This window comes from Bacillus sp. FSL M8-0256, from assembly GCF_038005765.1.
GTDB classification, from domain to species: Bacteria; Bacillota; Bacilli; order Bacillales; family Bacillaceae; genus Bacillus; species Bacillus safensis.
In genome coordinates this window covers 304,817-325,328 of sequence record NZ_JBBOTU010000001.1, presented here as the reverse complement: position 1 = coordinate 325,328, position 20,512 = coordinate 304,817, and the positions used below count along the sequence as shown (strand labels likewise).

19 protein-coding genes are annotated in these 20,512 nt (G+C 41.9%); 9 read left to right on the top strand and 10 right to left on the bottom strand.

The annotated features are described in order from the left end of the window. Window positions 1–67: 67 nt before the first annotated feature. Together NSQ76_RS01820 and NSQ76_RS01815 are read right to left on the bottom strand one after the other, a co-directional pair. Window positions 68–1,243 (bottom strand): ABC transporter permease, encoded by a 1,176-nt coding sequence (locus NSQ76_RS01820; RefSeq protein WP_044333587.1) that lies wholly within the window; start codon window positions 1,241–1,243, stop codon window positions 68–70. Continuing rightward, the gene (locus NSQ76_RS01815) at window positions 1,243–1,983 is read right to left on the bottom strand and encodes an ATP-binding cassette domain-containing protein (RefSeq protein ID WP_024424365.1); all 741 of its coding nucleotides are present in this window, start codon (window positions 1,981–1,983) and stop codon (window positions 1,243–1,245) included. Before NSQ76_RS01815 ends, NSQ76_RS01820 begins: the two co-directional genes overlap by 1 nt. A 161-nt stretch (window positions 1,984–2,144) precedes the next feature. On the opposite strand from NSQ76_RS01815, the gene NSQ76_RS01810 reads away from it, so the two are divergent. Together NSQ76_RS01810 and NSQ76_RS01805 are read left to right on the top strand one after the other, a co-directional pair. Continuing rightward, complete coding sequence (locus NSQ76_RS01810; RefSeq protein ID WP_025092773.1) at window positions 2,145–2,846, top strand: LytR/AlgR family response regulator transcription factor; 702 nt, start codon at window positions 2,145–2,147, stop codon at window positions 2,844–2,846. Between the two features lie 11 nt (window positions 2,847–2,857). Beyond that, window positions 2,858–3,823 (top strand): sensor histidine kinase, encoded by a 966-nt coding sequence (locus tag NSQ76_RS01805; protein ID WP_341052010.1) that lies wholly within the window; start codon window positions 2,858–2,860, stop codon window positions 3,821–3,823. 32 nt (window positions 3,824–3,855) lie between these two features. Here the strand turns inward: NSQ76_RS01805 and NSQ76_RS01800 are convergent, their stop codons facing one another. After that, on the bottom strand, window positions 3,856–4,785 hold the full coding sequence (locus tag NSQ76_RS01800; RefSeq protein WP_024424368.1) for an aldo/keto reductase: 930 nt from the start codon (window positions 4,783–4,785) through the stop codon (window positions 3,856–3,858). 158 nt (window positions 4,786–4,943) lie between these two features. Between NSQ76_RS01800 and NSQ76_RS01795 the strand changes: the two genes are divergently transcribed. The 4 genes from NSQ76_RS01795 (at window position 4,944) to NSQ76_RS01780 (ending at window position 8,648) form a co-directional block, all read left to right on the top strand. Beyond that, window positions 4,944–5,408, top strand: coding sequence for a DUF1453 domain-containing protein (locus tag NSQ76_RS01795; protein ID WP_225315555.1), 465 nt, complete (start codon window positions 4,944–4,946; stop codon window positions 5,406–5,408). 18 nt (window positions 5,409–5,426) lie between these two features. Further along, window positions 5,427–6,641 (top strand): sensor histidine kinase, encoded by a 1,215-nt coding sequence (locus NSQ76_RS01790; RefSeq protein WP_341052006.1) that lies wholly within the window; start codon window positions 5,427–5,429, stop codon window positions 6,639–6,641. Next, entirely contained in the window at window positions 6,638–7,294 is a 657-nt protein-coding gene (locus NSQ76_RS01785) for a response regulator (protein WP_024427217.1), read from the top strand. Before NSQ76_RS01790 ends, NSQ76_RS01785 begins: the two co-directional genes overlap by 4 nt. 313 nt (window positions 7,295–7,607) lie before the next feature. Beyond that, on the top strand, window positions 7,608–8,648 hold the full coding sequence (locus NSQ76_RS01780) for a DUF4352 domain-containing protein (protein WP_125587140.1): 1,041 nt from the start codon (window positions 7,608–7,610) through the stop codon (window positions 8,646–8,648). A 46-nt stretch (window positions 8,649–8,694) separates the two neighbouring features. On the opposite strand, the gene NSQ76_RS01775 is transcribed toward NSQ76_RS01780, so the two are convergent. The 3 genes from NSQ76_RS01775 to NSQ76_RS01765 form a co-directional block, all read right to left on the bottom strand. Beyond that, window positions 8,695–9,780: an SEC-C metal-binding domain-containing protein gene (locus NSQ76_RS01775; RefSeq protein ID WP_341052002.1), complete on the bottom strand. Its 1,086-nt coding sequence runs from the start codon at window positions 9,778–9,780 to the stop codon at window positions 8,695–8,697. Window positions 9,781–9,971: 191 nt separating this feature from the next. Next, window positions 9,972–10,910, bottom strand: a complete 939-nt coding sequence (locus NSQ76_RS01770; RefSeq protein ID WP_025092765.1) for a response regulator — start codon at window positions 10,908–10,910, stop codon at window positions 9,972–9,974. A gap of 4 nt (window positions 10,911–10,914) precedes the next feature. Continuing rightward, on the bottom strand, window positions 10,915–12,201 hold the full coding sequence (locus NSQ76_RS01765; protein ID WP_341051998.1) for an ATP-binding protein: 1,287 nt from the start codon (window positions 12,199–12,201) through the stop codon (window positions 10,915–10,917). Between the two features lie 517 nt (window positions 12,202–12,718). Between NSQ76_RS01765 and NSQ76_RS01760 the strand changes: the two genes are divergently transcribed. Then, entirely contained in the window at window positions 12,719–13,699 is a 981-nt protein-coding gene (locus NSQ76_RS01760) for a glutaminase (RefSeq protein WP_024427212.1), read from the top strand. 33 nt (window positions 13,700–13,732) lie between these two features. Then, window positions 13,733–15,160, top strand: a complete 1,428-nt coding sequence (locus NSQ76_RS01755) for an alanine/glycine:cation symporter family protein (protein ID WP_024427211.1) — start codon at window positions 13,733–13,735, stop codon at window positions 15,158–15,160. A 38-nt stretch (window positions 15,161–15,198) separates the two neighbouring features. Here the strand turns inward: NSQ76_RS01755 and NSQ76_RS01750 are convergent, their stop codons facing one another. The 4 genes from NSQ76_RS01750 to NSQ76_RS01735 all read right to left on the bottom strand — a co-directional run bounded on the left by NSQ76_RS01750 (window position 15,199) and on the right by NSQ76_RS01735 (window position 19,792). Continuing rightward, complete coding sequence (locus NSQ76_RS01750; protein ID WP_024427419.1) at window positions 15,199–16,059, bottom strand: alpha/beta fold hydrolase; 861 nt, start codon at window positions 16,057–16,059, stop codon at window positions 15,199–15,201. Window positions 16,060–16,368: 309 nt separating this feature from the next. Further along, a complete protein-coding gene (locus NSQ76_RS01745) occupies window positions 16,369–16,734 on the bottom strand; it encodes a VOC family protein (RefSeq protein ID WP_025092526.1) in 366 nt (121 codons plus the stop codon). A 100-nt stretch (window positions 16,735–16,834) separates the two neighbouring features. Continuing rightward, window positions 16,835–18,217, bottom strand: coding sequence for an amino acid permease (locus NSQ76_RS01740; protein WP_024424380.1), 1,383 nt, complete (start codon window positions 18,215–18,217; stop codon window positions 16,835–16,837). A gap of 66 nt (window positions 18,218–18,283) precedes the next feature. Beyond that, window positions 18,284–19,792: a class I adenylate-forming enzyme family protein gene (locus tag NSQ76_RS01735; RefSeq protein WP_341051993.1), complete on the bottom strand. Its 1,509-nt coding sequence runs from the start codon at window positions 19,790–19,792 to the stop codon at window positions 18,284–18,286. A gap of 261 nt (window positions 19,793–20,053) precedes the next feature. Between NSQ76_RS01735 and NSQ76_RS01730 the strand changes: the two genes are divergently transcribed. Then, on the top strand, window positions 20,054–20,491 hold the full coding sequence (locus NSQ76_RS01730) for a MarR family winged helix-turn-helix transcriptional regulator (protein ID WP_012008812.1): 438 nt from the start codon (window positions 20,054–20,056) through the stop codon (window positions 20,489–20,491). Window positions 20,492–20,512 lie beyond the last annotated feature (21 nt).

Genomic DNA, 20,512 nt, shown 5'->3' with positions numbered 1-20,512 from the left:
TCGCGAGCCTCTTTTATATGAATCTCTGAATATAAAAAAACTTGCAGAATATATCTGCAAGTTTTCTTTATTTCGCAAGCATCCATTTCTCTTTCATAAACAAGCTTCTGACGATGACAAACAGGATGACGACTGCCAAGGCTGAGGAGCCGAGTGTCAGGGTGATGGACATTGGATCGATGATACCAAACATCAATTGCTTACACAGCGCATGAATATTGAGAAATGGGATGGCAAAGTAATACGTATCTAGCTGCGTTGCACCTGCTCTCATGGTAAAGAACATTGGGAGCACACCTAGTGTAATGATCATGGACATGTACGATTGCGCTTCTTTGACTGAACCCGACATCACACTGAGCAGCAATTCAATCATGGATACCATGAAGGAGAAGATGATAAGCGCCGCAAACATAACGCCGATAATGCTCCACATTTGATCACCAAAGTTCAGAGCTTGCTTCAGCTTTTCTGTAAAGAGCAAAGTAGATAGAAGCAACATGCCGATCGCCACAATCCCACTTAAAATACCGAACATAGAGACAGCGAGCCATTTTCCGATGAGAATCTGGAGTCTGCTGGCCGGCGTCAGAAACAACGCTTCAATGGATTTTCGGTCTTTTTCACCTGCTACAATATCAAGCGCTGCCGGCAAAGCACCTGAGATCACGGAGGTCACCAAAATCATTGGAAGGAGAATCGACAACAGCATAGCGGTCACTCCGTTTTCCCCTTCATCACCTTCTTCTACATCAACGGACTGCACTTCAAACGGATGAATAACGGACGTATCGATTTGATCCGCTGCTAAGCGCTTCTCGACCACCTGGTTTTGATACTGCTCCAGCAATGATTGCAGCATTTGAACGGTGATCACTGAATCATCATCTGTCGTATATCCATGAATTTTAATGGCGAATGGCTTTTGATGCTTGAGCATATCGCCTGCCTCTTTCGGCATTTCTAGGTAAGCATTTGCCTCCCCATCCTTGACGGCTTGCTGCGGATCATCAAATGTTTCAAGGTTTAGGTTTTTGACCTCTTTGATCATTTGGTTCATTTCGGCTGGAAGCTGTTCATTGATGGCGACTGTATAGGCTTTATCCCCTGGATCTGCAATCATGCTTTCATAAAAGAACACCAGTCCAAGCATCGTCAAAAGAGGAATCAGCACGGTTAAAAGCAGCGTTTTTCGGTCTCTCAGCGCATCTGTCATTTCTTTCAAAAAGACGGTTTTCCACATTATGAAATCCCCCTAGCGAGCTTCGACATAAAGATATAGTTCAAGTCTTCACTTTGTTCCTGTGTATATAATTCTGGAAGTGTGCCTTTATACACAAGCTCTCCTTGATGAATCATCATCACACTGTCACAAAGCTGGCTGACTTCTTCCATGATGTGGCTTGAAAAGAGGATCGTTTTATTTTGCTGCTTGAGCTGATGGATAAAATCTCTGAAAATATTACTCGACGTGATATCTAAGCCTGTTGTCGGCTCATCAAATAAAATAATGTCAGGATCATGAATTAACGTTCTAGCAATCGCCACCTTTTGTTTCATTCCTCTTGAGAATCCTTTCACCTTGCGATCCATGTATTGTCTCATCCCAAAACGCTTTGCCAAATCCTCTATTCTTGCTTTGATTTCATGCTGATCTAAGCCATATAATTTGCCAAAGTATTCAAGGTTTTCTCTTGCCGTCAAACGATCGTAAAGCCCCGTCTCTCCGCCAAACAAGACACCAATCCGCTTTTTCACTTCTGTTGCTTCTTTCACTGTATCAAAGCCTGCGACAGTGACTGTTCCGTGTGTAGGCTCTAATAATGTGGCTACGGCGCGCAATAATGTTGTTTTTCCTGCACCATTTTCTCCTAGAATGCCAACGACTTCCCCTTCCTTCACGGAGAACGTCATGTGTTTCATCGCTTTTACGACTTTTTTCTTATCTTTAAACCAGCAGCTGCAATCGCTGAGAGTAATCATGTGGTTCGCCCCTTTCAACTTTCTAAGTCTATGATAGAAAAAATAACGCTTGCCTGATATAAAAATGTCGCGAAACGTCCTTTTTCTGTCTTGAAATGATCTATTTCAAAAAAACAAATGGTAAAATAGACAAATAATAAGAATGGTCATAGGTGATTTTTATGATAAAAGTAGGTCTCGTCGACGATTACCGAGTAGATTTAGAAAAGCTGCACGCCATTGTAGGCAGGATGGAGGCTGTGGACATCGTCTTTGTCACGCAGTCAGCAGAGGATGCATATGAGAAGGTCAAAAAAGGAGACATTGATCTGTTGTTCGCTGACATTGAAATGCCTGGAATGTCCGGCTATGAATTAGCGGACCTCATTCACTCTCACGCACTGAATGTCGATGTGGTCTTTGTGACAGGAAACAGTGGATATGCGGTCCATGCGTTTGATTTGAATGTACATGATTATATTATGAAGCCCTACCAAGCTGATCGAATTGCCAAATGCTTAGAGCGTTATATGTCCACCAAGCAGGAGAAGAGCATTCATGGACGGCTTCTCATTAAGCAGCAGTCAGATATTCATGTGCTCCAGAAAAAGGATGTTATTTTTGTTGAGCGAACAGGCCGGTCAACAACTATCGTAACAACGACAGGAGATATCCAGACCTATCAGACATTAAATGAGCTAAAAGGCGATCTGGCTGAAAAGGATTTTATCCGCTCCCACCGATCGTTTATCATTAATATTCATTACATTAAGAATTTCTCGGCGTATGCTAAAAATTCGTATATCGTGTCTTTTGAAGGTACAGATAAAAAAGCCATGATGACCAAGCAGCAATTAGAATTCTTTAAGAAATACTATTTTTAAGGAGAACGAACGTGAACGCTTTCTATCTTGGATTTCGCATTTATGCTCTCATATGGTTAGGTCTTTCGTTTCATGCAGCTGCTGAAGCCTTTCTGCCGCTTTCATCCATTGTGTTGTGGCTTCTTACCTTTTGCGCGTTGTGTGTTTATACATTCTTTATGTACAAAAGATTTTTGCCTCATACGAGTGGTGATGTGATATTTGGCGCTTTTATACTCATTACCTGCACAGGCCTTTTGCTCTTTCTAACGCAACCGAATGAGCTGAGCTGTCTTTTGGCGATCATCATGATGGTGACAGTCGACATCCTCTCATTGAAGGTGATGCAGACAGAGAAACAGTTAAATGGACAGCTTCAAGAGCTCATAGACGCAGAATCAAGAACCAACGAATTACTTCTTGAGCTGCGCAGTAAACATCATGAAACAGCTAGACATTTAAATGCCTTTTCCGCATCGAACAACGAGCATGAAATCAAAGATTTGATTCAGCAATACGTCAAACATTTCCCATGGATTAAAGGAGAAAATGCATATTTAGCCTCAACCCTACATCCCTTTTTGGAGCGGGCTGAGAAAGAGGACATCGCACTTTCACTAGACCTTCAAGCACCCTTTTCATCGCTTCCTTTTTCAAAGGCGGATCAGGTTAGTTTTACTGGCAACCTGCTTGATAATGCTCTAGATGCAGCGATTGAAGCGAAGCAAGCCGGAAAAGAGGGAAGCATTTCGGTCACGACCTCTATTCGGAGCGGGCTATTTTTAATCCATTGTGAAAACAGCACAAAAGGTATGGAAAAACACGTGCTAGATCATTTGTTCAAAACTTTTGGCCGCTCGACAAAAGGCGGCGATCATCAAGGCATGGGGACGTATATCATTCAACAGCTTGTTGAAAAGGCAGACGGTACACTTGATTTCACTTACCGTTCTCCAAATTTGCGGCTCGTCATCAAAATCCCTCTCACCATGTCATAAAAAAAGGTGCATAGCTGCACCTTTTTTTAGTGTTAAGAGAAGATCTTATCGATTTGATTGATTTCCTCTTCTGTTAATTGAACATCGTTTGTTTTTAGGTTTTGCAGCACTTGGTCTGCTCGTTTTGCCCCTGGAATAATAGCATCAATGCCATCCTGCGCTAAGAGCCAAGCAAGTGCGACGTGTGCTGTTTCTGCATTCTTTGATTGAGCAATGGCTTTCAGCTTGTCTACTTTTTCGAGATTTGAAAGGAAAGCATCGCCTTGGAAAAGCGGGTCCTTTGCTCGAATATCATCAAATGTCGCATCTTTTGTAAATTTCCCAGTCAACAAGCCTGATGCCAATGGGAAATAAGGAATAAATGAAATACCATGCTCGACGCAGTATGGAAGAAGATCCTGCTCTGCCTGACGTTTCAGCAGAGAATACTCCGATTGAAGCACGTCTAAGTAGCCATCTCGGTTAAAGGCTTGAAGCTGTTCAAAATCAAGGTTTGATGCACCGATTGCCCTGATTTTCCCTTCGTCCTTCAATTCCTTTAATGTGCCTGCTACTTCTTCGAGCGGCGTACGTCCATCTGGGAAATGCATATAGTACAAATCAATATAATCTGTTTGCAGTCGTTTCAGGCTATTTTCAACCTGCTCTCTTAAGAAATCACGGCTGTTATCAAGTTCAATTTGCCCGTTTACTTCCTTATGAGCTCCTTTTGTCGCAAGGACAAGCTTTTCTCTGCCGCCTCTTTTGGCAATGATCTCACCGATTAATTCCTCTGAACGGCCCAGCCCATAAATAAAAGCAGAATCTAAGAAATTGACACCTTGATCAAGAGCGGTCTCCACAAGCTCCCGTCCAGCATCCTCACTAAGATTCGGGAATAAATTATGCCCGCCTACTGCATTCGTACCAAGCCCTATCGGATTTACCTGCAAATCAGTTCGTCCAAGCGTTACCTTTTTCAAAAGCTCATCTCCCTTATCTACATAATCATCCTTATTTTCCCACGAATCATTTCCAACATTCAAGTATACCGCTCTCTAAAATCAACCTGCAGGTGGACGCCGCGAAAATAAAAGATGCGTATGATGAAGATAGACTAAAACGAAAAGGAGATCTTGTCATGACCATTCAAATTGTCATCATTATGATTATTCTGCTTTTAAGAACAGGCAAGGAAAAAGAAATCCGCCCCATCAGGCTTCTCATAGGACCGCTCATTTTATTAGGCACACTCTCTTATTCCTTTACCCAGCATATTGAAATCACGGCGATGAGCCTGCTTGCAATGATTGTCTTTGCACTCACAGGTTTTGCAATCGGGCTATGGAGAGGTAAACTATACAAAGTAACATATGATCAACAGTCGGGGCGTATCACCGCCGCCAGCTCACTTTATGGAACACTTTTTTTCATCGGAATCATCCTTATCCGGATGACAGTAGGTTCAATTGTACAGGATGGCGGTCATTCCCTGATCATTTTCGCAAATGGCCTGACATTCCTTCCAATCGGCAGTATGATCGGCTTACGTTTTATTCTTTTAAAAAGATATATGAACATCAAGGCATCTGCTGCTATTAACTGACAGACAGGAGTTTTTGATATGAACCTTCAGCAGCCACTCAAGCTTTTAGGTCAAATAAGGCGGAAATTCGTATTAGGCCTTGTTTTGACCTATATGTATATTCAAATGTATGAGCCCCTTTCATTAGGCGAATTGGTGTTTCGCACCTTCGTCTATTTGGTGTTTCTCCTTTGTCTTTTTCCAAAAAACAAGCTGTCACCTAAAAAGCAATTTTCTCTGCTCCTCTTGATGTGGATTTTGACACATCTCTTGTGGCTGGTGACAGGTCAGATTCAAGACAGTATTGGACTGACCTTTTTTATGATCGGCTTTATCGCTTTTCGTTTTTCAGAGGCGCATCATCCCTATCTATTTGCTATCATCTTTTTCACCAGTGGGATCAGCTATTATATAAACGATTTTTCTTGGAACATGGTGATCACTCTCCCGCTATTCCAACTGCTTGTGTATACACTTGTTTTGATTTCTAGAATGCGTCGACGTGAACAGGAATTAAAGGAAGAACACTTCGGAGAACTGCAATTGGTTCACAAGGAATTATCAGAAGCCCATGAACAATTGAAAAAGGCGCATATGGAGCTTGAAGAAGCGACCGTTCAGTCACTCCAATTTGCAGTGCTCGAGGAGCGAAGCAGAATTGCACGTGACCTGCATGACAGTATCGGTCACCAATTAACCTCGATGATTGTCCAGCTGCAGTCTTTGCCCTACCGTTTAAAGCAGGAAGAACCAGAGCAGATGACGCAGACGTTTCAGGAGCTGATCCATATTTCTAAAAATTGTCTCACCGAAGTTCGTTCTGTGGTTCATCATATGGCGTCAGATGATGCAGGTCTCGGACTTGCCGGACTTCGCAGCCTCATCAAGCAAGGAGAGATATCGGGTGAGCTTGACATTCACTTTCATACAGAGCAGCTTACGTATAAAAAATGGCCGCTCTCCGTATCTGAACTGCTTTACCGCATTTTACAAGAAGCCATCACCAATACAATTCGCCATGCCAAGGCCACCGCAATGACCATTACACTATCTAACGACCAGCATGAACTGATGATGAACATTGAAGACGATGGATATTTGACCAGCGAAAAAGATATTTCATTTGGCTTTGGACTGTCAGGCATGAAGGCACGATGTGACGCAGCAGGCGGTTCCCTCAAGACGTCCATACGCGAGCCGCACGGCTTTTGTATCCATGTTCAAATTCCTATCAAGGAGGACTCCGAGACATGACAAACCCTATTAAGATTGGCATTATTGATGATCAGCCGCTGATCCGCCAAGGATTTCGTTATATTGCAAGCGCTCAAGAGGATATTGACGTCATATGGGAGGCGTCAGACGGTCAGGAGGCGGTTGAGCTTTGCTCGATCAACACACCAGACGTACTGCTGATGGATGTACAAATGCCTGGAATGGATGGCATCACAGCAACAGAGCACATTTTAAAAAAGCATCCAGATGTAAAAGTTGTGATTCTCACGACCTTTGATACGGAAGAATACGTCTTTGACGGAATTCGTGCAGGGGCAGTCGGTTATTTGCTGAAGGATACAATGCCTGAGGAATTAATTGAGGCCATCCGCACCGCCTTTGCTGGTGAATCTGTATTTCGAACGGCAGCCTCTGAGCACATGATGACACGAGCTCTTCAGCAGGCAAATGATACACATCACACTCATCTGCTTCACGAATCATTCACAGAACGTGAACGCGATGTATTACAGCAAATGGCCTATGGCTTAAAGAATGAAGACATTGCTGATCAATTATTTATCAGCAAAAGTACGGTAAAAACGCATGTGCACCGTATTTTACAAAAGCTCAATGCACAAGACCGTACACAGGCTGTCGTCTTCGCCATCCGGCACCGCCTCGTGAAATAAAAACTGCCTTCACTTCAAGATTTTTATACAAAAAACATTTAAAACCTAAAATAAATCTATAAATTAATACTTATTAACTAGTATATTATGCTTATTTAATTCCTTATTTTATAGGTGATTGTGTTAAAAACTATCAAAAATAGGGACTAAAACCTATTCCTCATCATGAATGAATTTCGATAGAATGAATAGTGCAAATCGTCATTAGGATATTTTCCCCTTTAACACCCGAATATACCAATCTATCTGTTTCCTTTTTCTTAGTCAGATAGCGGGAATGAAATGACGAAAGAAAAGCAAAGGAGCTTCAACTGTGAATCTTAAAAAATTAAGTGCACTCCTCATGATTTCATTCGTGATGATCATCTCTGCAGCCTGCCAGGGCTCAGCCAAATCAACCGACGCTGATCAAAAGTCAACGAAAACAGCAGAGGTAAAAGTCAATAGCTACGAATATACGTTACCAGAAGACTCAACAACTACCTTGAGAGACAATGAATTGGTGCTAAAAGTCAATCTGACGATCACAAACAAAGGTGACAAAGCCCTTTCATTATATAACTCTGACTTCTCCCTTTATCAGGACGACGCCAAAGTATCTGATTTAAAATTCTACGGCAGCAAAGACCGTCTTGACCTTGGTTCATTGAACAAAGGCAAGTCACTTTCAGGAGCTCTTTATTTCCTAGTAGACAAAGGGAAGAAATATCAGTTCGTCTATCAGGACAGTATCAAGAAAAACAGTGATTCCATCCAAATCGACCTAGATGGAAACAAAATACTCGATTCAGCAAAAAAGCTGGATAACCCAGCAAAAGCGTTATCCGCTTATACCGATATTATTGTTTTTGATAAAAAGAACGATGAATTCGCAGATTTAACGGGTGACAACCAATCGGATGTCGTCAATAAATACCATGAGATGTTTGTAAAAGACTTCAAAAGAAGTGCAGGAATATACGGAAATGAAGTGAGTGACCGGGATATTCTGTCGATGTACAAACGCATTCAAAACACCATGAAGGATAAAGCCAAAGTAGAAACAAGTGTGAAAACCATCTCTGATGACGAAGCAAAGGTTGTCGCTCAAGTAACAGGCATTGATGCTTCTAACTTAAAAGACAAGCTAGACAAGCAAAGAGACGAGTTTTACAACGGGAAAATCCGTTCTAAAGAAGAATTGTATAAAAAAAGCTTAAACTTGTACGCATCTGAATTCGAAAAACTTGCTCCCGTTTCCAGCCCAGCTGAATATGAAGTGAAAATGAAACGTAATGGGGATGGTCAATGGAAAATTGACCTCAATGATTATAATACAGAGCAGTACATGAGTGGTTTTATTAAAACGAGATAATCTAAAAAAGACGCTGGCCTCTGAAGGAGCCGCGTCTTTTTTTAGATTATACTGTCGCCTCTTGCTCTTCTTTCACCGCTTTTTCGATATCTTTAAAACGGCTCGATACAGTCGACGCACTAATGCCATACTTTTTCGCTACTTGTGCTTGAGAAAGCGGGGCATCGCTTGCAAGTGAATGAATGTAGTATTCGATTCCGGCAGCAAATGACGCTGCTTTACGGATCACAGGTGATTTCTGATCACAGTAGGCTTTCCAAACCGTTAAAGCACCATCTGTCAGGCTTTGATCACCGTGCTCCTTCATTCCGTCTTCAATCAGCTTAGCAGTTTCCAGCTGGACGTCACTTGCCCAGTCCATACGATCTGCTGATAGACCTGCATCGCCTTCTGTTTGAGCAGGTGTTTCTGATTCTTCTACTTCTTGCTTCGCAAACATACACTTCAGCACATCAGGGAATGATTCTCTCATAAATGTGCTGCGCGCCCCTCCATTTGCTTCATATGCGTCAACAAGCTGGCGAACTTGAAGAAGAAGAGTATCTGTAAACTCTTTCGCAAACATCGTATATTGAATGAAAAACTCTGCCTTTTCTCCAAATTGAACAGGAAAACCAAGCACGAGACTTCCCTTTTCAGGCAGTACCGTTTGATCAGGTTTTACATCTACTTCAACCTTCTCCGCTGTTATCATATTCTCAAAGTAAAGAGACTCGTCCGTTTTTTCATTTAATAAAAGCAAAGATGGCTCCATGTCTGTCCAAGATTGGACCACTTGTCTTGTTTTCGGACGTGTAATATCTTCTGCTTTCTTTGTCAGGAACTCTTGGAAAATGGTCTCTTTCTGATCAGTTAATGGACGGAAGAAGATGCCCCATACACTCAAATGGAAAACTGAGATTTGTTGCGTTTCTTTATCCATATCTGCAAGGAAAGAAAACTCATTAATGAATTGATTGATCGCTCTCTGATGCTTAGAAAAAGCATAATTCATTAAATCCTTTTGAACTTGTACAGCTTCCTTAAACACAAGCTCAGACGTTTGTTCTCCGCCTGATTTTTGACCACAGCAATGTTTATATTTTTTTCCGCTTCCGCATGGGCAGAGCGCATTTCGTTTAATTTTTCCCAAAATAAAACCTCCGACATTCTAGTCTAACCTCACTATTTTAACAAACGATTGCACAGGAGGGTTTTATTTTCAAGAAAAAAGAAAAATCTGAATGATCAGTTAAATTATAAAATCACCTGAAGATCACGATAGATCATAGGAAAGACAGACTTTCTCTGTTTATTTTCTCCAATCATACCAACAGATTTTCCTCAGCTCATTCCTTCGAATAACTGCTTTGCCTCAAAATAAAAGATTTGAACGAATTTCTTCGTATTGACCCTGCCTGTCGATCCTGAGGGAGAAGATGTCTTCTGCATTTCTTTCATTCTTTGACTGACATCGGTAAAATCGAAAAACTTCGACGCGTAGTGCTCAAACTTAGGATTTGAGAAATCTGTTAATCCTAGTGAGGCAAAATGATTCAAGGAATGATGAATAGCTCGTCTAATCCGCTGCTCCGCCGCTTTCACTTCCCGCATCACCTCTACATCGGTTGCACCATGATCCAGTTTTCTTTCTGCTGTTTTAATAAACAGCTGCTTTAGCGGCGGGAAATTGACCTCATGAGAATTAGCTGACTGTGTTTCATGTAAGTAGATGAGTATCTCCAGTAAATCCTTAGAGCCGCTCTCGCCGACAATTCCCAGCTCAGATAAGAGGAATTCCCCAGCCTCTTTCATCGTTCTTCTCTTCGCCCCAGCGCCCGCACCTTGAGAAATCACAGGCTCTAATGGCAGCACGTGGCGAAGAGAGGCTTGTATATCGTAAATCGATTTTTCCAGCTTGATACGCTCCATGACTTTTCGAATCACACTGACGATTTCAATGCGATTGACAGGCTTATGGATATAATATTCAATCCCTAGTTCATAGGCTTCTGCCATCATCTCTTTCGCCTCTACTTGGGAAATCATAATGACCTTGCCTTTGAATTCAGGGTGGATATGGCGGATGGTTTGAATGCCATCTCTAGCAGGCATTAAAAGATCAATCAAAAGGATGTCTACTTTCTTGAGGTTCAGGGAATGTGCCTCTAATCCAACTCCGTCACCCGCTTCATCTACGACCTCTCCCAAATCCTCATCCTCTATGATTTGACCTAAAATCGAGCGTATTGCACGATCATCATCTGCAATGAAGAATCGCATACACTCACCCTCTCTGTATTAAATTTTGTATAGGAAGGACAAGCAGAAAAGCTGTACCTTTTGTTTCTTTTGGTTCGATTTGAATCTGACCGCCAAGCTCTTGAACCAGCTCTCTCACATAGGATAAGCCAATTCCTGTAGACGGTGTTCCAAATGCATCAAATTTGGAGGTATACCCTGGATCAAACACAATCTCTCTCATTTTTATAGGAATCCCTGGTCCGTCATCTTCAATCCGAATCTCTATTTTATCATGACTTCCTTTCAATTCGAGTGAGATCATCCCGGTATCTTTTATTGCTTCGACTGCATTGGCCATTAAATTATTAATCAGCGATAAGAAAATAAACACATGATAATCATGCAGATGAATGCCCCTTATATCAGATGTAAAGGAGATGTTTTTCCCAAGAGATAAAGCATACTTCTCTTGAATGCGGATCACAATTTGAACAAGCTCCTCCGCCTTCATATAGTCTTGCATATTTTCCTTCGAAATCAGCTTTGAAAGCCCAGCATAAATACGCTGATTGTCCTTTTTCACTTCATGAATTTCTCCTGCGAGCTTTAACAGCTCCTGACTCACTTTTTTCCCTGCTTCGTGTTCATGCAGCAGACGATAAAGCCGGTATGATTCCTGTGTAATATGCTCTGTATGTTTTAACGTTTTCTTTAAATGCACCGTTTCTTCATATAAATTCGAAATGACCATCATCATATGCTCATTTTGTTTCATGATCTGCTTTTCTCTTGATTGAGCCTCATACAGCTTCATCATATTAAAAAAACTGATCACCACAAAGCTATGAGCAAACGCAATGAGGAACATATCGCTCAGCTTTGATAAGGTCATCGTTGTATCAAACACTAGAAATTGTACAAACAGCTCGACAAAATCAGCAACTAATTCGATCATCAGACCGATGATCCCAATGAAAATAGAGCGCTGTTTAAAGCGTACCGTACGGACGGCAAAAAACAGGAAAGCATAAGTGAAATAGAAAAAGAAGCTTGGGAATTGCTGATAAAATGATGAAGCCAGATCAGCATTCTGCTGAATCAAATCTAAACCTACCCGAAAAAGCACAATGGCTGCGCCTGTTAAAAATCCCGGCAATAGCGGTCTAGATTTTCTTAAGAGTAATAAGCAAAAGAAAAACGCAGGTGCGCCAAAGCTGATGCGAAACGTCTCATTCACAGGATAAAACTTCAGCTCTCCTGCAAGCGGCACAATGACCATCATAAAAATTAAAATGAATGCGTCCTTTTTGACAAGCTGATTTAAACTCAAATGACTGACATCCCTTCCCCTGTTTGCATAGCCACAGTATACAAGGAGACTCTTTTCTCCACAATGTACAAAAAAATAATTTTCACTGCTCCTTTTATCCTCAAAATCCTTTTTTATGACTATTTTCCGGGACAGCAAGGTGACCTTTCAGCTATTCACTGTTTTGATCATTGACGACAATAATAGGAATTGTTTAGACAATTATCGACAGACTGATTTTTATTTGTAAGTTTTTCTGTAGATTTACGTCAGATTGTGTAGTTTCCAAGATAAATTGAATGAACAATTTTAGTGAAACTATATGTAAGCGTTTTCTGAATTTTCACTAAAAACCCTTTTTGTTTTTCCGCCGACAATGCCTTCATTTGTACATATATTTAGGTGTAAAGGAGTGGTGCAAGCAGCGCATGACAAGTTCTTTGAAGATGTGTAACATGTTTTCGTGCCTATTTGATCGCATTTTTTGTCATCCGCCAATTCAATAGGGTACTTTTTGATTTTTGATTGGAGGAATCGTATGAAAACAGCAATTTCTAAAAATACACAACACGCATGCCAGTCTTCTGTTGATCAATGGGCAGAAGAAATACGTCCGTATTACACAAACGGGCAGAATGCTGGCTACATTCCAGCACTTGGAAAAGTGAATTCCTCTCAACTTGGTATCAGCGTGATAGGCCCAGATGGATCATCTGTACGATATGGTGATTGGGACGTTCCCTTTACCCTGCAAAGTATCTCAAAAGTCATCAGCTTTATAGCTGCATGTTTAGGAAGAGGCGTACCTTACGTCTTGGATCGGGTAGATGTAGAGCCAACTGGTGATGCATTTAATTCCATCTACCGTCTTGAGATGCATAAACCAGGGAAGCCCTTTAATCCAATGATTAATGCTGGAGCTATTACCGTATCCTCCATCCTTCCCGGAAAGACTTCTACAGAAAAGCTAGCATATATTTTCGATTTAATCGAAAACTTAATAGGTAAGCGTCCTTCTGTTAATGAAGAGGTTTATCAATCAGAATGGGCAACTGCGCACCGAAATCGAGCACTTGCTTATTATTTAAAGGAAACCAATTATTTAGAATCGGATGTCGAGGACACGTTAGAAGTGTATTTAAAGCAATGTTCCATTGAGGTCACAACAGAGGACATCGCCTTGATTGGACTGATTATATCAAGTGATGGCTACCATCCCTTTAAACAAGTTCAAGTCATCCCAAAGGATATCGCCAGACTAACAAAGGCATTGATGCTGACATGCGGCATGTATAATGCGTCTGGGAATTTTGCTGCTTTTGTAGGCGTTCCAGCCAAAAGTGGTGTGTCTGGAGGAATTATGGCTTGCGTTCCGCCAAGCGCAAGAAGAGAGTTCCCGTTTCAGACAGGCTGTGGAATTGGCATTTACGGTCCCGCCATTGACGATTGCGGAAATAGTATTACCGGTGTCATGATGCTGAAAAAGCTCGCCAAAGAGTGGGATCTCAGTATTTTTTAAAAAGAACAGTGATGAATTTGAAGAGGTGATGTTATGAACGAAAAAGCTTTGCTATCTTATTTAACACATACAAATGATTTTATTTGGACTTATATTGTGATTGCTCTGTTACTTGGTGTTGGAGTGTACTTCACATATAGAACACGCTTCCTGCAAGTGAGAATGATCAAAGAAATGCTGCGTGTCCTGAAGGAAGGAAGAAAAGAAAAAGAGGGAATATCACCGTTCCAAGCATTTGCCATCAGTATGGCAGCACGTGTAGGGACAGGGAATATCACAGGGATTGCTATCGCTATTGCCATTGGCGGCCCTGGTGCAATCTTTTGGATGTGGATCGTAGCCATTATCGGATCTGCTTCAAGTTTCGTTGAAAGTACACTAGCTCAAGTATATAAAGTAAAAGACAAAACAGGTTTCCGCGGTGGACCTGCTTATTACATGGAAAAAGGGTTAAACAAGCGCTGGATGGGGATTTTATTTGCGATCCTGATTACAATTTCTTTTGGAATCGTCTTTAATGCGGTTCAATCAAATACGATCACTGTCGCTTTTAAAAACTCCTTCGGTTTAGACCGTTTAACCGTCGGTATTGTGATGGCTGTCATTTTTGCAGCGATCATTTTCAAAGGCATCCAAGCGATCGCAAAGGCTTCTGAATACATTGTCGTTGTGCTTGCGGTTGCTTACATCGGAATTGCGTTCTTTGTTATTGTCACAAATATCACGGAACTTCCTGGTGTCATCAGCACGATTGTGAAACACGCCTTCGGGTTTGAACAGTTTGCTGGCGGTACGCTAGGCGGTGCCTTATTACAAGGGATTAAACGCGGTCTCTTCTCAAATGAAGCCGGTATGGGTAGTGCACCTAACGCAGCAGCAACGGCTGTCACAAGCCACCCTGTTAAACAAGGATTAATCCAAGCATTCGGCGTGTTAACAGATACGTTAATTATTTGTACAAGCACAGCCTTCCTTGTTCTGTTTTCTGATGCGTATAAAACAACAAACCTGCAAGGAATTGAATTAACACAGGCTTCTCTTAGTCAGCATATTGGACCTTGGGCCTCTGGCTTCCTTGCCATCATGATTTTCCTATTCGCGTTTAGTACATTGATCGGTAACTATTACTATGGGGAAACGAACATTGAATTCCTTGGAGCGAACAAAATTTGGCTTAACATCTATCGAATTGCCGTTATTGGAATGGTTCTGTTCGGTGCGGTTGCCACTGTTCCTCTCGTTTGGGGTCTAGCCGATCTCTTCATGGGACTCATGGTCATCGTCAACCTCATCGCCATTACCATGCTGTCTAAGGTCGCCTTCGCAGCACTGAAGGACTACACGAGACAGAAAAAAGAAGGCAAAGATCCTGTTTTCTATAAAAATGCCGTTCCAAACAATGAGAAAATTGAATGCTGGGACGACGAACCTGCTGCATTGAAAAAGAATCAAATCGGATAAATCAAAAAAGCTCTGGTCAACTGATCAGAGCTTTTTCTTTATGTCAAAAATTCAAGTATGAGTTTGTTGACGACCTCTGGTTTCTCATGATTGATCCAATGAGAGGCATCATCGACAAAGATCAGCTGGCCATTTGGACAGATCTTTATCGTTTCCTTCGCCAGCTTTCTGCTTAAAAATTTGTCCTCCATCCCCCAGATCATGCGAACAGGAACGAGAATTCGTTTGGAAATTGGCTTTTCAAAGCCGCCTTTTTTGATGGCTCGATACCAATTCAGCATTGAGGTCAAGGCGCCTGGCTGCGTCCAAGCGAGCTTGTAGCTTGAGACATCTTCCTTCGTGAACAAATGCGGTCTTGCCGTCAGCCCAATGGCTTCATCCAGCTTTTGAAAATGATTTTCTTGAAGTGCTGCCTCTGGAGCATTCGGAAGCTGAAAAAAAGCGATATAGGAGCTTTTCTTCCACTGCGGCGGATAAAAAGGAAGAACCTTCATCATCACCCGCGGATGCGGCATATTGACAATGATTAATTTCTCGACATATTGAGAACGGGTTGAAGCCAAATGCCAAGCAACAGCTCCGCCCCAGTCATGTCCGCCGACAATCGCCTTTTGGTTCGGGCTCAGCGTCTTGATCAAACCCACAATATCATCTCTCAGTTTATCTAATACGTAGGATTCGACTCCTTCTGGCTTGTCACTTAGATGGTAGCCTCTTTGATCAGGAACAACAACACGATAGCCTGCCTCAGCCAAGGGGATGATTTGATTTTTCCAGCCGTACCAAAACTCAGGAAACCCGTGGAGCAGCACAAGCAGCGGGCCATTTTCTGGTCCAGCCATTGCTGTATGAAGTGTTACACCATTTGTTTGGATTGATTGAAACTCAATTTGTTCCATTCCTTTGCCACCCTTCTCCTTGTCCTTTTATTCTTCCAACATAGCATATTTTCCATTTTTCAGAAAATAAAAACACTCACAAAAAAACCTTCACACTCGTGAAGGTACAGATTGTTGACAAAGGGCTAAAATGATCTTGATTTTAGCCTTTTGTCTTCTTTTCAGCGTGATAGAAAACCTTTGAAGTCTAGGAAGGACGAGCATCGGAGCGGAGCGAATTTGACATTCGTGAGCACCGGAGCGCAGACCTGACACCGAATGCGAGGGTTTGTCTACACGCTGAAACTTCACACTCGTCAAGGTCTTCGTCTATTTCATATAATTCAGAACCCAGATCAACCCATTTTTCCGGTCCTGTACTTGTCCGTGAAGTGCGCCAAAGAAGGTATCCTGTAATTCGACCAGTACATCTCCATCAGCTTCCAGCGCTTCATAGACAGCCTTTAGTTCTTCTTCATTGTCAAACTGCATGATCAATCTGAGATTCTCTGGCTTTGGCGTGCGTCCAAATGTATCTGAAAAATGAAGCAGTGATTCCCCAAGATGCAATTCAGCATGCAGGACACGGTCTTGATGTTCATTTAAGATCTGAATATCCCCACCAAAAATCCCTTGATAATATTGAAGAGATTCTTTCACATCTTCTACAACAATATAAGGACTAACACTAATCATATCCCTCATCCTCCTCTTGTTCCGTCCATCATCTCTTTTATAGCTTATCCCAAATCGTATGAAAAAAGGCACAAATCGTCAACGGATTTGCACCTTTTTCTCATGAAGATTTCGCTAATTCACTATGTTTGTTTGAATACGCTGCATACATGACGACACCGATTAACAGCCAAACCCCAAAGTAAAGCCATGTCCGGCCTGGTAAGTTGAGCATAAGGAACAAGCAGCAGCCCATTGATATAATCGGCAAAACCGGCACAAAAGGAACCCTGAAGCCCCTCTCAAGCTGCTGATGTGTTTTTCTCAAAATAAGCACAGATAAACTGACCATGGCAAACGTTAATAACGCACCGATATTCGCTAAGTTGGACAGATCCTTCAAATCAATAAAGCCTGAAATAACAGCTGTCATTCCGCCAATCATCCATATGCTAGCAACAGGCGTATCGCTTTTGTTTGTTTTTGAAAACACTTTAGGCAAAAGTCCGTCTCGGCCCATCGCATAGGCAATTCGAGTTGCTGCATAATTATTGGCGAAAATCACAGCCATCAATCCAATGACTGCACCAACAGAAATAATACCAGCCACGCTATTTTGATGTACACTTTGCAGGACATAGGACATAGCCTCTGTGACATTCAGCTGTGTATAGTGCACCATGCCTGTCATGACCAAACAAACGACAATGTAAATGATCGTACAAATAAGTAATGAACCTATGATCCCAATTGGCAGGTTCCGCTGCGGATTTTTCACCTCTTCTGCTGAAGCAGAAATTGCATCAAACCCTAAAAAGGCAAAAAATACAGCAGCAGCACCGGCAATGACGCCTTCTGCGCCAAACGGCATAAACGGCTGCCAATTGGATGGCTGTACATAAAAGCCGCCTACTACAATGAAAAGAACAATAATACCGAGTTTCACAAACACCATGATATTATTAAATTTTTTACTTTCCTTCGTTCCTCTAGATAAGATCCACGCAATCAGTAAAGCAATGATAATCGCCGGCAGATTCATATATCCGCCTTGCTCCGGCCCCGCTAAGAATTGATGCGGAATCGAAATTCCAAATCCTTCGAGCAAGCTGTTGAAATAACTCGACCAGCCGCTGGCGACAGCTGAAGCAGTCAGCATATAAACAGACAATAAGGTCCAGCCCATCAAATGGCCTACAAGCTCGCCCATGGTCGTATATGAATAAATGTACGCACTGCCGAATACAGGAAGCGCTGAAGCCATTTCTGCATAACAAAGTGCTGCCAAACTGCACACAATGGCTGCAATCGCAAAGGAGAAAATAACAGCCGGTCCTGCATCCTTAGCCGCTGTTATACCAGTTAACACCATAACCCCTGTGCCAATCACTGCCCCTATACCAAGAAGCGTGAGATCGAGCCCGCCCAGTGTTTTCTTTACCTTTTGCTGTCTGCTCTGTTCCAACAAATCGTGAACGTGTTTCTTACGAAGAATATGTCGCAAACCCTTTCCCTCCAAAACGTTAGAAAAACAAAAAATCATTCAAATTTCATTATAGCAGAATAGGTACTAAGCATTCACAACCAATTCACGTAAATCTTTCTTCGTAATTTTACCAAGTTTGTTTTTTGGCAGATCACTGATGAAATGAATGGATGGCACTTTGTAATCTGCCAAACGTTCCTGACAATAGTTCACCACATCTTCTTCGCAGAAATCGGCGGATTCGTCTTTTACGATATACGCACTTGGCACTTCACCATATAATTCGTCCGGCACCCCGATGACAGCTGATTCAATCACACCTGGAATTTGTTCAATGACTTCTTCTACTTGATCAGGATAGATATTATCTCCACCGTATAAAATCACATCTTTGTATCTGCCTGTGATAAATAGAAACCCGTCTTCATCTAGATAGCCTGCATCTCCCATATGGAACCAGCCATCTTTGAGCACCTTCGCAGTAGCGTCAGGCTGATGATAATAGCCTAAGAAATAAAATGGGCTTCTCATGACGACTTCGCCAATTTCTCCAGCTGGCAGTGTTTCCTCAGTCTCAGGATGAACGATTTTCACTTCTACATCTGGATCCACTTTACCAGCAGAGCCCATTTTATCCTCGCCCATCGCAGGATGCCACGCACTGACAACCCATGCTTCCGTGCTTCCGTAGCCATGCATCATCTGAATGCCTGCTTCTTTGTAGTCCTTAATCAAACGGACCGGCACCTTCGTACCGCCAGAAATCGCAATTTCAAAGGATGAAAGGTCATACGAACCGCGCTTCATTTCTTCCAGCATGTACGTATAAGCTGATGGGAAAGCCATCATGAACGTTATTCTTTCTTTTTCGATCGTTTCTAAAATGCGCTTCGGCGTTGCATCATGTAAGAAAACAAGTGTATACCCTTCAATGGCAGCAGCGATCAGATGATTAATTGAACTCATATGATAGAGAGGGTGACTCGCCAAGTACCGTTTCCCTTTCAAGTCAAATCCTCGATTCCCGCGTCTTGTTAAAAATTGATAGATTCGTCCATGTCCGACCATACAGCCTTTTGGATTCCCCGTTGTCCCAGAGGTAAATAAGATCATCGCTAGATCCTCTTCTGATACCTCTTCCGCAAGATCACTGCCATCATTTGAAGCCAATATGTCTTCAAACAGCTGCGTTGTTTTCGCATTTACACCAGATTCCACCATGAGGCAGTTGTCTAAAGACACATTCACCGCAGCAATCACATCACGGAATTCTCGGTCAAAAAATAAAGCCTTTGGCTCTGCTTTTTTCAAAATACCTTCCAGCTCAAAAGAAGTAAGCTGCCAGCTAAGCGGAACTGCGACTGCACCTGCTTTAATGGCTGCCAGCATAATCGTTGAAAAGTGATGATGGTTTTGACAAATAAAGCAAACGCGGTCACCTTTTCGAATTCCTTTTTGATTTAAGTAATGTGCAAGCTGGTCGATGCGTTTTGCATATTCTTCAAATGTATAAGACACCCCTCCGCCAGTTACCGCCTCAATTTGTGAAGAGCGCTCCATTCTGTCGTTTAGTAATGCCTGTAAAGTATTCAATATCTTCATCTCCAAACGTTTGATTTCCAATAGCCAATTTCCAGCGAATTGGGTTGGCAGATTTTATCTCATTCACATTCTAAAATAAAAACAGCTGAAAGTAAAATCATTTCATTTTGGAATTGTTCTTTATATTAATTGATAATATAGGTAATTTTATAGCCGTCTTCCATTTTGGTTTAAATCATGTTGATTATTATGATAAGATAGACCTAGTAATTGATCGGAAATGCGAATGCAATAGGAAAAGAGGTATGGAGAATGCAACATTTCGAGCTAGAGGCAAGTTTGTTAGACCATGCACTGACAAAGTATTTAAAGGCGACGAAACAAATAGATGAAGAAAATATTCCGAAAAACGTCACGAATGTTAAAGGGTTTATTTTACGTATCATCTACCGCCATCAATCATGTACTGTGAAAAATATTCTGCAGGAAGTTTCATTATCTCCCTCTGCAACAACAACCGCTCTCAATCACTTAGAAGACGAAGGGCTGATCATCCGCTCTCGAAATAATAATGACCGCCGTACTGTGTGGATTGAACTCTCTGAATCGGGTGAACAAATTGCTAAACAAATGATCGACAATCGCCAGCTGCTTGTGAATCAATTGTTCAACCACCTTTCAGAGGAAGATAAAAAAACATTTTTTGAATTAATCGAAAAAATGATGGACGAGCACACATTAAAGGCTTAGGAATACTCCTAAGCCTTCTTT

What these genes read in the sequence shown, in the direction of transcription:
- NSQ76_RS01820 (WP_044333587.1), bottom strand. Translation starts at nt 1,243, where the DNA reads ATGTGGAAAACCGTCTTTTTGAAAGAAATGACAGATGCGCTGAGAGAC.
- NSQ76_RS01730 (WP_012008812.1), top strand. Translation starts at nt 20,054, where the DNA reads ATGCAACATTTCGAGCTAGAGGCAAGTTTGTTAGACCATGCACTGACA.
- NSQ76_RS01795 (WP_225315555.1), top strand. Translation starts at nt 4,944, where the DNA reads ATGACCATTCAAATTGTCATCATTATGATTATTCTGCTTTTAAGAACA.
- NSQ76_RS01760 (WP_024427212.1), top strand. Translation starts at nt 12,719, where the DNA reads ATGAAAACAGCAATTTCTAAAAATACACAACACGCATGCCAGTCTTCT.
- NSQ76_RS01750 (WP_024427419.1), bottom strand. Translation starts at nt 16,059, where the DNA reads ATGGAACAAATTGAGTTTCAATCAATCCAAACAAATGGTGTAACACTT.
- NSQ76_RS01745 (WP_025092526.1), bottom strand. Translation starts at nt 16,734, where the DNA reads ATGATTAGTGTTAGTCCTTATATTGTTGTAGAAGATGTGAAAGAATCT.
- NSQ76_RS01815 (WP_024424365.1), bottom strand. Translation starts at nt 1,983, where the DNA reads ATGATTACTCTCAGCGATTGCAGCTGCTGGTTTAAAGATAAGAAAAAA.
- NSQ76_RS01785 (WP_024427217.1), top strand. Translation starts at nt 6,638, where the DNA reads ATGACAAACCCTATTAAGATTGGCATTATTGATGATCAGCCGCTGATC.
- NSQ76_RS01790 (WP_341052006.1), top strand. Translation starts at nt 5,427, where the DNA reads ATGAACCTTCAGCAGCCACTCAAGCTTTTAGGTCAAATAAGGCGGAAA.
- NSQ76_RS01770 (WP_025092765.1), bottom strand. Translation starts at nt 10,910, where the DNA reads ATGCGATTCTTCATTGCAGATGATGATCGTGCAATACGCTCGATTTTA.
- NSQ76_RS01810 (WP_025092773.1), top strand. Translation starts at nt 2,145, where the DNA reads ATGATAAAAGTAGGTCTCGTCGACGATTACCGAGTAGATTTAGAAAAG.
- NSQ76_RS01755 (WP_024427211.1), top strand. Translation starts at nt 13,733, where the DNA reads ATGAACGAAAAAGCTTTGCTATCTTATTTAACACATACAAATGATTTT.